Raw genomic sequence first — 12,308 nt, 5'->3', positions numbered from 1 at the left:
AGCGGACGGGCCTCGCTATCAATCCAGCCTGTGCATCAGGTCCTCATCCAGCCAACGGCCGAAGAAATAGACCAGTTGCTTGTGCCACCACGGCCAGTCGTGGCTGACATCGCCGCCCCAGTAATCAACCCAGGCGGGAATGGATTTGTCGCGCAGGATCTGTTCCAACCTGCGCGTCTCGACCAGCATCCGCTCTTCCCACGCGCCCTGCCCGCAGCAGAAGATCAGCCTGAGCGTCTTCAGCCGGGCCAGCAGTTTGGGATCGACGATGCCGGGCAGATAGTCGAGTGGCGAGTTGTAGAAGATGTCGCCCTCGAGCGCCCTGCCGAAAAAATCGCGCGCCGAATAGACGCCCGACAGCGCGATGACGCCGCTGGCGAGTTCGGGAAAGCGGAAGACGAAGTTCGAGGAGTGATAGCCGCCCATCGAACAGCCCGAGAACAGCGGCTTCAGCTTGCGCCCGCCATTGGCCTGCTCGGCCGTGGTCAGGAAGTCCGGCAGCGCTTCCTCGCGCACATAGCGGAAATAGGCCTCGTGGCGGGCAATGCGATGGGCCGCGTCGGCATGCTTGTCGAAGAAGGATTCCGAATCGACGCCGTCGACCGTGAACAGCTGGATGCGGCCGGTGTCGATGAATTCGGCCAGTGCGCCCACCCCGCCGGAATCCTCGAACTGGTAGAACCGGCCCTGCGAGGTCGGAAACACCACCACCGGCCGGCCGGCATGGCCGTAGCGCTTGTATTCCATGTCGCGGCCGAGCTGGCTCGAGAAATTCTTGTGATAGGAAATGTCCATCGCCTCACGCCTTTTCCGCGTGGATGTACGCGACTGCTTCGCGCAGCGCTGCTTCGTCTTTCGAGCGCATCTGGTAGGCGTAATTTCCCATGGCGCGGCTGAAAACCTCTTCGATGGCCTGATGGTGGACGATCTTGTCGCGGTGCGCGGCTAGCACGTCCTCATGGCTGTGCAAATAGTGGAGGCGTCGCTTGCGGCTGGCATAGGCGGTGAAATATTTGCCCTCGTAAGGGCCGCCGGCGGCATCCCTGACCACCATGTCGGCCCACGCCGCATAGACATCGATGTCGAACGTATAGTTGATCGCATCGGTCATCCAGGCGCCGGGCGGGCGCATGTTGACCTCCAGCGCGATGACACGGTCGTCCTTGGTCTCGAACAGCTCGATGTGGAAGAAGCGTTCACGCACGTCGAATGCTTTCAGGATCTTTCGACCGGCCTCCTCGACCGCCGGGTTGATCCTGGGAAAGCAGGTATAGCTCATGTGGCGGTCCTTGTTGACCACCTCCATGACGCTCTGGTCGTAGCGGTGGCTGGCCGCCAGCACCACCTCGCCGTCGCGGTTGACCAGCCCGTCATAGGTCACCACCAGCCCCTCGATGAACTGCTCCATGACGAAGGTCACGTCCTCGGGCTTGTCCCGGAAGAACTGGTCGAGCTCCTTGGCGTTGGAGATCTTGAAGGTGTTCGATGCGCCGGAACCGCTGTCGGGCTTGACCACCACCGGATAGCCAACGCGCCGGATGAAGGTCATGGCCCCGGCGCGGTCGGAACATTTGCGCTGCGCGATGGTGTCGACGCCGCTCTTGCGGAAGAAGGCACGCATGCGGCTCTTGCGCTTCAGGTTCTTCACGAAATCGAGCTTGGTGCCGTAGATGTTGAAATCGGTGCGGATGTTGGCTTCCAGCTCCAGCCAGTGTTCGTTGAGCGATTCAAAGCGGTCGATGCGGCCCCACTTGTGGATGAAATGCCCCATTGCCCGGAACACCGGATCGTAGTCCTCCATGTCGGCGACACGGTAGTACTCGCTGAGCGCCGCCTTCAGCTTGGCGTCGAGCGCGTCATAGGGCGCGTCGCCGATACCGAGCAGCCTGGCCCCGGCCTTCTTCAAACGGTCGCAGAAATCCGCGCCATTGGCGGGAAAATGCGGCGAGAAGAACACGAAATTCATGGACGACCCCTCCCGGCGACTGGACATCGCAACCCGTCGCCCAAGTCTGGCGCATTTGCCGCGCCTGGGGAAGAGCACGCGCGTCGGGGTGCCGCCCGTCTCAACCAGCCGACAGACAAATCGGACAACTCATCTGCTGCCTAATCCGGACGACTGCTTACGACACGGCCTGCCGAACTCAGCTGAACAAAGGCCTGGCGGCGGCAGTCAGTTCGGCGGTGTTGGCAGCTTTTGTGCCGAAAGTTTTTTAATGATAGGAATTTTTTCTTGACTCCCTGCCCTCAGCTAAGGTACATTTTCATCCATGGTGCTGATTTGCGCCAGTGACCCGCCGCACAGGCGGGTTTTTCGTTTGACGCTTCGTCGGCCAACGCGCCGGCAAAGGCTCCGAAGCCCGTTAACCCGGATTCGTTGTCCTGCACGGCCTGCGGCCCGCTTCATCCCCAGCCTCCATTCGCTGGCGATAAAACCGGACAACTCACGTGCTAATCCGGACAACTCATGTGCTTACGACACGGCCCGCGGCCCACTTGCCTCCCACAAGCCGCTCCTGTAAGAGAACCGCCATGAACACGCGCGCCAGCAACGCTTCCCGTCCGACCGGTTTTTCCGGCGAGACCGTGCGCGCGCTGGCTTCGACCCTGCTTCTTCTCGGCCTTATCGGCGATCGCCGGGTTCGCTGAAGGAGCGCCCGGCGGTCGAACCGCCGCGCAAGCGCATGCTCCTTGGCAATCACATCAAGCGAACGAAATTCTGGTAAAGGCGCCGCTCGCCATCAATCCACCTGAAGGTGGATCCATGAGCCGCCGGGAGAAACGACGATGAACGCACGAGAAGAGATCCGCTCCGATGCCGCGGTAGCCGACACGGATTCGGCCAAAGGCATGCCCGACGCGGCTCGCAAATATCAGCCCTATCCGACCGTCGGTCTCACCAATCGCACCTGGCCCTCGAAGGTTATCGACAAGGCGCCGATCTGGTGCTCGGTCGACCTGCGCGACGGAAACCAGGCGCTGATCGATCCTATGGGCCATGAGCGCAAGGCACGCATGTTCGGCCTGCTGCTCGACATGGGCTTCAAGGAGATCGAGATCGGCTTCCCGTCGGCCTCCCAGACCGATTTCGACTTTGCCCGCTGGTGCATCGAGGAAGGCAACGTACCCGCCGATGTCTCGCTGCAGGTGCTGGTGCAGTGCCGGCCGGAGCTGATCACCCGCACCTTCGAGGCGCTGAAGGGCGCCACCAACCCGATCGTCCATTTCTACAATTCGACCAGCGAATTGCAGCGTCGCGTCGTCTTCGAGAAGGACGTCGGCGGCATCAAGCGGATCGCCACCGACGCGGCCAAGATGATCACCGACATGGCGGCCAAGGCCGGCGGAGGCTTTCGTTTCGAGTATTCGCCGGAAAGCTTTACCGGCACCGAGCTGGAAGTGGCGCTGGAGATCTGCAACGCCGTCACCGACATCGTCAGGCCGACCGCTGACAACAAGCTGATCATCAACCTGCCCTCGACGGTCGAGATGTCGACACCCAACATCTATGCCGATCGCATCGAGTGGATGTGCCGCAACCTCGACAACCGGGAGAACCTGCTGGTCTCGCTGCATCCGCACAATGACCGCGGCACCGGCATCGCCACCACCGAGCTCGGCCTGATGGCCGGCGCCGACCGCGTCGAAGGCACGCTGTTCGGCAATGGCGAGCGCACCGGCAATGTCGACATCGTCACGCTGGCGCTGAACATGTACACGCAAGGTGTCGATCCGTTGATCGACTGCTCCGACATCAACCGGATGAAGGACGTCTATGAATATTCGAACCAGTTGAAGATCCCCGAGCGCCACCCCTATGTCGGCGAACTCGTCTACACCGCCTTTTCCGGTTCGCACCAGGATGCCATCAACAAGGGCATGAAGGCGCTGAAGAAGGCCAATACGAGCCTGTGGGAAGTGCCCTATCTGCCGATCGACCCGGCCGATGTCGGACGCAGCTACGAAGCCATCATCCGCATCAATTCGCAGTCCGGCAAGGGCGGCATCGCCTATGTGCTGCAGGCCGATTACGGCCTCAATTTGCCGCGCAACCTGCAGATCGAGTTCAGCCAGGAAATCCAGGCGATCACCGATGCCGAGGGCAAGGAAGTGCCGGCCAAGCGCATCTACGAGCGCTTTCTCGAGACCTATGTCGACCAGCCCGGCGCGCGGCTGAAATTCCTCGATCACCACACCTATCCCAGCACCGAGATCAAGGGCCGGCGCGTCGTCGAGGCGGTCATCCTCGACAACGGCAAGGAACTGACGATATCGGGCACAGGCACCGGCCCGATCGACGGCTTCGTCGATGCGCTGTCACGTCATCTCGGTGTCGAGATGTCGGTGCTCGACTATTCCGAGCACTCGATGCAGCGCGGCTCGAACGCGTCGGCCATTTCCTATGTCGAGATGGAATATCCCGGCGGCAAGCTGTTCGGCGCCGGAATCAACACCAACATCGTCGCTGCCTCGCTGGAAGCAGTGATGTCCGCCGCCAACCGTATCGTCGGCAAAAAAGCCGGCTGACGCCCGACGGCAACAAAGATCGGAACCGTCCCAATCTGGTGATCGGTTCCGACCTTTCGGGCCGTTAACCACCGCGGAATTATCCGGTGGGTACGTGATCGCATAATGGGGTGTATACTTGTGTGGTGGTGCGGGACCTATATGATCGCGCCTCAACCTGTGCCGACTTCGAGAGGATCGACACTTGCAGCATGCCACGCCTGCCGCCCCCGCAGTGCGCGAGACACTGGAGCGACTGCTTGCCAGCCAAACGTTCGGCCGATCCGAACGCGCGCGCAAGCTGCTACGTTATCTTGTCGAACGTGAACAGGCCGGCGAAGCCGACAGGCTCAAGGGCTTTTCCATTGCCATGGATGTTTTCGGCAAGGACGGCGATTTCGACCCGTCCACCGATGCTGTGGTGCGGGTGCAGGCAGGCAGGCTGCGCGAGCTTCTGCAGCACTATTTCGCCAATGAGGGAATTGCCGAACCGGTCCGCATCGCCATTCCGCGCGGCGGCTATGTTCCTGCCTATGAATCGAATGCGATCCGCCTGCCGGATATTGCCGAGGCTGTTCCCGAACTCAGGCTGGACGGCGCCGCATCCGCCGGTCGGTCAAACGAAGCCGGCACGGGCACGCCGGAGGCGATGTCTCTGACTTCCGTACCGACTTCGCCTGCCCCCTCGGTGGCGCGCCATCTCCGCTTTTTCTGGATGGCGATCGCCCTGGTCATCGCCATGCTGGGCGTACTGATCCTTCGCCAGGGCAGCACTGCCTTGCTGGCAGGCGGCGACATCTCGGCAACGCCGGAGACCGCTGGCGCAACCGCAAGCATCACATCGTCGGCAAGGGCTGACGCCCTGCCGCAAGTCTATATCGGACTCAAGGCTGACGGCTCCGACGCCAGCCGTGTCGCCGCATCGCTGCGCGCCGGCCTGAGTGGCTTCGATACGATCGACTTCATCGGCCGCGACACCGTCAACGATCCAGCCGACGACGCTGCGAGCTTCATATTCGACATCCTGCCCGGACCGGACGCGGGCGATATCACGATAGAACTGCAAAGCATGGCGTCCGGACGGGTGCTTCTATCGCGCAATCTCACCCCTGCCGACAGCGCACCTGCGGCGGTCGAAGACCGTATTGCCGACATGCTGAGCTCGGCACTCCCCGCCTCCGGCACCATCTACAACTATATCGAGCAGACCGGCACGCCAAACGGTCTGACGCAGTGCCTGCTGCTCAACGGCAAATATTACCTCGACCAGAACGCCAGGACCCATGAGGCGGCCTATCGTTGCCTCGAGAAGCTGGCCAATGGTGGAACCAAGTCCTCGCTCGTCTATTCGGAACTTGCTTCCCTGCATCTCGAGGCGGTGTCCGATCATTACGCCTATCCTCCCAACGCGACGATTGAAACAGCCGTCGAGTTTGCCCATCGCGGCGTGCAGATGGGTCCGACCAGCCCTTATGCGCATCGCGCCTACGGCTATGTCAGTTCGCGCCTCGGCAATACGGACGAATCAATCCGCTGGATGCGCAAGGCCTATGAACTCAACCCCTACGATCTCGGCATGGCCGCCGCTTACGGCTACGGGCTGATCTTCGCCGGACGCTACGCCGAGGGAACGCCGATCCTCGATCATGCGGCGGAGACCTTCAGCGGACACCCGACATGGTGGGACTATGGGCTGTTCGTCGGTGAGCTCATGCTCGGCGACACGAACAAGGCAGTCGCGGCCAGCATGGCACTGAGAACGACGGCAACGAAATCACACTATCTGGCGGCACGGCTGATCGGCGCCAAGGCTGCCGGACAGGATCATTTGGTGAGCACGCTGCTGAAACAGTTGACCACCGAGTTCCCCAAATTTGCCGCCGATCCGCGGGCGACTTTCGTCGAGCGGAAATATCCGGCCGACCTGACCGACCGGCTGGTTCAGGCACTGCGCGCTGCCGGGCTCGGCAGCCCGAGCTGACACCATCGACGTCCGCGGACTGGCTGCGCCGTGTCCCGATGGATTTACTGCGCTCCGATCGCCGAAAGTCGATTGATCCCCAAGTTCTGTACACAACCGTACAAATCGCGAAAATTTTACTGGTCATCATGTCGGACTAGGAGCAATTCAGCCACGATTGGTGTCGCGCATTCTGCAATAACAAAAAATCAGCTTTCATGACCGCATCACTTTTTGCCGCCGAAGAGGGTGTTGGCTCGAAGGCCATCGTCCTGCTGCACGGTTTCGGCGGCTGCCACGATGTATGGCGCGAGGTGATTTCCGCCCTGACGCCTTCCACGCATACGCTGGCCTATGATCTGCCTGGGCATGGGATGTCGCTCGACTTTCCCGCCGCCGGTCCGGCCAGGGTGGCGGCCAAGGCCGTGCTGACCGACCTCTCGGAGCGTCGGCTGAAGCGCGTTCATCTCGTGGGCCACTCGATGGGTGGTGCCGTGGCGGCGCTGATGGCGCTGGCCGAGCCCGAAAAGATAGCCTCGCTGACGCTTCTGGCGCCGGGCGGCCTTGGCCCCGAAATCAACGGGCCGCTGTTGCGCCGCTATGCCGAAGCCGCGGATCGGTCCGAGATCCGCTCCTGCCTCTCCGTGATGTCGGGACCTTCAGCCCTGCCGCTCGAACATACGGTAGACATCCTTTGGGAAATGCGCAGGCGACCCGGCCAACTCGAAAAGCTCGTCGGGATCGCGGCCGCCATGACCGTGGACGATCGGCAAGGCGTCATCCCGCACGATCGCCTCGATCGGCTGAACATGCCGGTAATGGTGGCATGGGGAACCAGCGATGCGGTGCTGCCCTTTACCCAGGCGGATGACCTGCCGGCGCATTTTCACGTGCACCACGTGCTGGAGGCGGGCCATATGCTGGCCGAGGAAGCACCCGACCTCGTTGCCGAGATCATTCGCCGCAACACCAGCCGCCGCGCCAGGCCGCACCGCCAGAAATTCGCCGCAGCAGCAAGCTGACCTTTTCGCGCACGACGACCCTCCTGAGCATCCCGACGCCGTCGATCTCGCCAGTGCATTTTGCTGGCGGCTGTGTTAACCCAGTGTTAACCAAACCCACGAGGCAGACGCCGATGAAGGAAGCAGGCGAGAAGACCATCGACCAGTCGAAGAAACTGTCCGATGCCATCCGTGATGTCAAAAATGCCTTCGCCGACCGCGACGATGTCGTCGTCGACATGCGCGAGGCGCATCGCATGCGCCTCGATCTGCTTGCCGCCGAGCTGGCGCCGGTTTTTGCCGATGTTCCGGCCGACATGGACAATTTCGACTTTGTCGTCTCGTCGGGCTTGCAGCCGCGCCTGTGGATCGACGCCATCAGCCATGTCGCCATGGGGCGCGACCGCCGCACCTATCGCTTCCTCAAGGACACCCGCATCGGCCGGGTGGTGCTTGCCGAATCCACTGAGATGAAATCGGTTGCCGATTCCGTGACGCGCTATGTCGCCGAGCGCATCGTCGAGCGTCAGAGGATGCTGGAAGGCGGCGTCGAACCCGCCGTCGCCGGCCTGAAACGTGCGTATGTGCCAGAAGCCGAACCGCCGCTGCGCGCGACGGAGCGCGGCAAACGCTGGTCGGCCCTTCTGTCCGGGCTTGGCCTGGTCGCTGCCGGCGCACTGGTCGGCCTTGTGGTGTCGGTCGTCCTGTTCTGGGACCGCATCGTGGCCATGGTTATCAATTTGCGGCCATAGCGGCCTCGGCGCCAAGCTCCACCGTCTGCAGATCGGATGGCGGTATGGACGGCCCGGTCAGGCCGCGCCGTGTCAGCCGGATCCGCCAGTTTCCCTTTTCACCGTCAATGTCGAACAGATTATACTGCGCCGCCGGGTGCTTGCCACCCGGCGCCTGGCCGGCGGCAGCGACACCGACCGCCGGGATCCTGACGCCTCGACCGCCGATGAAGAACAGCGACGGCAGATGCGAATGGCCGTGCAGCACAAGGTCGGCGCCATGGCGGCGAATGATCTTGTTGAAGCGGGCGATGCCGAACAGCCGCTTGTGCTGCGGGACCGCGCCGCGCACCGGCGGATGATGGATCATGATGACGCGGAACAGCCCCTGTCCGGCAGTGTCCTGGAGGATTTTGCCGAGCCTATCCCCCTGGCCTTCCATGAAAAACCCATTGGCCATGAAGGGTGCCGTGGCGCGCGCCGTCGAGACGCCGATCAGCGCGACATTGCCGCGTACACGCAGATAGGGGAAGGCGTTGCGGTCGACCGGCGTGTTGACGCCGTCGCCGCTCATCCACGCCGCCCAGGACCGGCAGACCTTGTCGAAGGCGCCCGGCACATAGGCGTCGTGATTGCCCGGAACGACCGAAACATCATGCGGCTGCCCCAGCGTCTCCAGCCAGTGCCTGGCCATCTCGATCTCGCCGTCGAGCGCCAGATTGACCAGGTCGCCGGTGACGGCGAGGTGATCAGGCGTGTTCGCCTTGATGTCGGCGACGATCGTGTCAATGACCGCATCATGCATATGGCGGCGGCGGTTGCGCTGCCAGTTGACATAGCCGAGCACGCGCTTGGAGGCGAGATCGCGATAGGATACATCGGGGAGCGGCCCCAGATGGACATCGGAAATATGCGCGAGCCTGAACATACAACCTTCATAGGCGACCCGCGCGCGGCTTTCCACCCACGGTTTCGCTATCAATGACGAGCCCTGAAGATGCCTTCCGCCAGACCGGCTGGCCAGGGTTGAGGGCCAGGCTGTTCCATCTCTATTTCGTGCTGCGGAGGCCGATGACGCTTGGCGTGCGCGGCCTGATCCACGACACAGCGTCCAGATCCGTCTTCCTTATTCGCCATACCTATGTACCGGGCTGGCAGCTTCCCGGCGGCGGCGTCGAAGTCGGCGAGACGATGAACGAGGCGCTGGCCCGTGAACTGGCCGAGGAAGGCAACATCGCACTGACCGCCCCGCCGGTGCTCAAATCGATGCATTTCAACCGGCGCTCCAGCCGCCGCGATCATGTCGGCCTTTATCTGCTCGAGCATTTCAGCCAGACGGCGCCGAAGCTGCCGGACCACGAGATCGCCGAAGCCGGCTTCTTCCCGCTCGACCGCTTGCCGCGGGGCACGACGCCGGCGACGCTGCGCCGGATCGCCGAGGTTTTTGACGGCGAGCAGCCCTCGCCCTACTGGTAGATCAGGCCGCCGCTTTCTCGAAGCGCGCCCGGTCATGCCGTGCGCCATAATCGAGATCCGGTCCGACAGGCACGATCCGCGTCGGATTGATCGTCTGGTGGCTGCCGTAATAATGCGCCTTGATGTGATGCATGTTCACCGTCCCGGCCACGCCAGGCACCTGATAGAGATCGCGCAGATAGTTGGACAGGTTCGGGTGGTCGGCGATGCGGCGCAGATTGCATTTGAAATGGCCGACATAAACCGGATCGAAGCGCACCAGCGTGGTGAACAGCCGCCAGTCGGCCTCGGTGATACGACCACCGACGAGATAGCGCTGTTTTGCCAGCCGCTCCTCCAACGTATCCAGCGCCGAGAACAGCTCGCCGAAAGCCTCTTCATAGGCGCGTTGCGTGGTGGCGAAGCCGGCGCGATAGACGCCGTTATTGATGGCGGGATAGACCAGCGCATTGATGCGGTCGATCTCGCCGCGCAACGCCTTCGGATAGAAATCCAAGCTGGCGTCGCCCCATTCATCGAAGGCTGAATTCAGCATGCGGATGATTTCGGAAGACTCGTTGGAGACGATGGTCTGCTCCTTTTTGTCCCACAGCACCGGCACAGTCACCCTGCCCGAATAGGCGGGATCGGCCTTGGCATAGATCTGGTGCAGGAAGTCGAGGCCGTAGAGCGTGTCGCCCGTGGCGCCGTCCTCAGCTACGAACGTCCAGCCGTTGGCGCCCATGAAATGATGCACCACGGACACCGATATGATGCCCTCCAGCTTCTTCAGCGCGCGAAAGATCAACGTCCGGTGGGCCCACGGACAGGCAAGCGAGACATAGAGGTGATAGCGGCCGGGCTCGGCCTTGAAACCGCGCGTCCGGCCTTCGGCAGGCGCCCCGTCAACGGTGATCCAGTCGCGCCATTGCGACTGCGCCCGCACGAACCTGCCACCATTGTCCGCCGTATCGTACCAGCGGTCCTGCCATCTTCCTTCGACCAGCAATCCCATGCGAATCTCCTTGCGTCCTGCTGGTTGATGTAGGCGCAAGGCTGCCCTGTCGAAGACGTCAGGTGCTGAACAGACCGTCACTTGGCCGAAATGACGGACAGAAACGGCCGATTGCAGCGGCGGGAAATTGATGCTAGCGGACAATCCGCATGTTCGACTTTGCTTTGATCCGGTTTGACCGACGACGAAAGGGCGCCCGCGCTTGATGAAGCGCTGACTGGCGAATGCTGCCGTTTGCAGCAACCTTTCCTCCTTGTACCGGACCGCAAAGACCATGAGCCTTGCCGACGTGAAATACCTGCCGGAAACCCCGGCGCACGAACCCGAGATCGAAGCCATCAACGACGAAGCCTTCGGGCCCGGCCGCTTTGTGCTGGCCGCCTACAAGATTCGTGAGGCCGGAGGGCACGAGCGCTCGCTGTCCTTTGTCGCCGTCAATGGCGACATCGTCGTCGCCTCGGTGCGCATGACCCGCATCGCCGCCGGTGCCGGCCGCGCATTGATGCTCGGGCCGCTCGCCGTGCGGCCGGCCTTCAAGAATCTCGGCATCGGCCGCCGGCTGGTGGCGATCGCGCTGGAGGCCGCTGCCCGGGCCGGCGCACCTGCCGTCATGCTGGTCGGTGACGAGCCCTATTACGGGCCGCTCGGTTTCAAGCGGATTCCGCGCGGCCAGATTTCGATGCCGCGCCCCGTCGACCTCGACCGGCTGCTGTCGCACGAGATCGCGCCGGGCGCGGTCGCCAGGCTCTTGGGCGAGGTCTGCCACGCCGATCAGGCCAGGGTGACCGATCCTACCGCGGCGATGGCTTGACCTTTCCCATCGATCTGGCGCCTGATCCGTCCACTGTTCCTGAGATCAAAGGATGACGTCATGAACCCGAACGGCCAGATCGCGATCGTCACCGGCGGCGGCTCCGGCCTTGGCGAGGCAACGGCGCGCGCGCTGGCCACCAAGGGAGCCCGCGTCGCCATCTTCGATGTCGGTATTGACCGCGCGGCCAAGGTCGCGGCCGAGATCGGCGGTATTGCCGTCCAATGCGACGTCAGCAGCGCCGACAGTGGGACTGCTGCCCTCGCCGACGTCGCCGCCAAGCTTGGCGAGCCGCGTATCCTGATCAATTGCGCCGGCATCGCCATCGGCGTGAAGACGATCGGCAAGGATGGTCCCCATCCGCTTGATCAGTACCGCAAGGTGATCGAGGTCAATCTGATCGGCACGTTCAACATGATCCGCCTCGTCGCCGAACGCGCGTCGAAGCTCGAGCCGCTGCCGGGCGGCGAGCGCGGCGTCATTGTCAACACCGCTTCGGTTGCCGCCTATGATGGCCAGATCGGCCAGGCCGCCTATGCGGCGTCCAAGGGCGGCGTCGTCGGCATGACGCTGCCGGTGGCGCGCGACCTTGCCCGTTCCGGCATCCGCGTCTGCACCATCGCTCCCGGCATCTTCAAGACGCCGATGATGGCCGGCATGCCGCAAGAGGTGCAGGATTCACTGGGCGCCGCCGTGCCGTTCCCGTCGCGCCTGGGCGAACCGTCCGAATATGCCGCTCTCGCCCTGCACATCATCGAGAACCAGATGCTGAACGGCGAGACCATTCGCCTCGACGGCGCCATTCGCATGGCGCCGAAATAAACCGGTC

The 12,308-nt window shown here is 62.8% G+C and carries 11 protein-coding genes; 7 read left to right on the top strand and 4 right to left on the bottom strand.

Translation table 11 applies throughout. The features are described from left to right. Nucleotides 1–18: 18 nt before the first annotated feature. Together RPF88_RS30780 and RPF88_RS30775 are read right to left on the bottom strand one after the other, a co-directional pair. On the bottom strand, nt 19–795 hold the full coding sequence (locus RPF88_RS30780) for an esterase family protein (RefSeq protein WP_024504515.1): 777 nt from the start codon (nt 793–795) through the stop codon (nt 19–21). 4 nt (nt 796–799) lie between these two features. Next, nucleotides 800–1,966: an ATP-grasp domain-containing protein gene (locus RPF88_RS30775; protein ID WP_063168866.1), complete on the bottom strand. Its 1,167-nt coding sequence runs from the start codon at nt 1,964–1,966 to the stop codon at nt 800–802. Nucleotides 1,967–2,787: 821 nt separating this feature from the next. Between RPF88_RS30775 and leuA the strand changes: the two genes are divergently transcribed. The 4 genes from leuA (at nt 2,788) to RPF88_RS30755 (ending at nt 8,219) form a co-directional block, all read left to right on the top strand. Continuing rightward, nucleotides 2,788–4,527 (top strand): 2-isopropylmalate synthase, encoded by a 1,740-nt coding sequence (gene leuA / locus RPF88_RS30770; protein ID WP_337123819.1) that lies wholly within the window; start codon nt 2,788–2,790, stop codon nt 4,525–4,527. A 184-nt stretch (nt 4,528–4,711) separates the two neighbouring features. Continuing rightward, entirely contained in the window at nt 4,712–6,487 is a 1,776-nt protein-coding gene (locus RPF88_RS30765; protein WP_013529923.1) for a tetratricopeptide repeat protein, read from the top strand. Between the two features lie 197 nt (nt 6,488–6,684). Next, nucleotides 6,685–7,488, top strand: a complete 804-nt coding sequence (locus tag RPF88_RS30760; protein ID WP_027162195.1) for an alpha/beta fold hydrolase — start codon at nt 6,685–6,687, stop codon at nt 7,486–7,488. A 113-nt stretch (nt 7,489–7,601) separates the two neighbouring features. Beyond that, nucleotides 7,602–8,219, top strand: a complete 618-nt coding sequence (locus tag RPF88_RS30755) for a hypothetical protein (RefSeq protein ID WP_224675208.1) — start codon at nt 7,602–7,604, stop codon at nt 8,217–8,219. Here RPF88_RS30755 and RPF88_RS30750 read toward each other — a convergent pair. Then, entirely contained in the window at nt 8,203–9,126 is a 924-nt protein-coding gene (locus tag RPF88_RS30750) for a metallophosphoesterase family protein (protein ID WP_337123818.1), read from the bottom strand. The two genes, RPF88_RS30755 and RPF88_RS30750, sit on opposite strands and share 17 nt — an antisense overlap. A gap of 53 nt (nt 9,127–9,179) precedes the next feature. Between RPF88_RS30750 and RPF88_RS30745 the strand changes: the two genes are divergently transcribed. Further along, nucleotides 9,180–9,674 (top strand): NUDIX domain-containing protein, encoded by a 495-nt coding sequence (locus RPF88_RS30745; RefSeq protein ID WP_063168869.1) that lies wholly within the window; start codon nt 9,180–9,182, stop codon nt 9,672–9,674. A gap of 1 nt (nt 9,675) precedes the next feature. On the opposite strand, the gene RPF88_RS30740 is transcribed toward RPF88_RS30745, so the two are convergent. Next, nucleotides 9,676–10,668, bottom strand: coding sequence for a glutathione S-transferase family protein (locus tag RPF88_RS30740; protein WP_337123817.1), 993 nt, complete (start codon nt 10,666–10,668; stop codon nt 9,676–9,678). Nucleotides 10,669–10,942: 274 nt separating this feature from the next. On the opposite strand from RPF88_RS30740, the gene RPF88_RS30735 reads away from it, so the two are divergent. After that, nucleotides 10,943–11,479, top strand: a complete 537-nt coding sequence (locus RPF88_RS30735) for a GNAT family N-acetyltransferase (protein WP_337123816.1) — start codon at nt 10,943–10,945, stop codon at nt 11,477–11,479. Between the two features lie 60 nt (nt 11,480–11,539). After that, nucleotides 11,540–12,301 (top strand): 3-hydroxyacyl-CoA dehydrogenase, encoded by a 762-nt coding sequence (locus tag RPF88_RS30730; RefSeq protein ID WP_013529916.1) that lies wholly within the window; start codon nt 11,540–11,542, stop codon nt 12,299–12,301. Nucleotides 12,302–12,308 lie beyond the last annotated feature (7 nt).

The sequence above is a fragment of the Mesorhizobium sp. ISC11 genome, assembly GCF_037162595.1.
In the GTDB taxonomy this organism is placed as follows: Bacteria; Pseudomonadota; Alphaproteobacteria; order Rhizobiales; family Rhizobiaceae; genus Mesorhizobium; species Mesorhizobium ciceri.
This window is presented reverse-complemented; position numbering and strand designations above follow the sequence as displayed.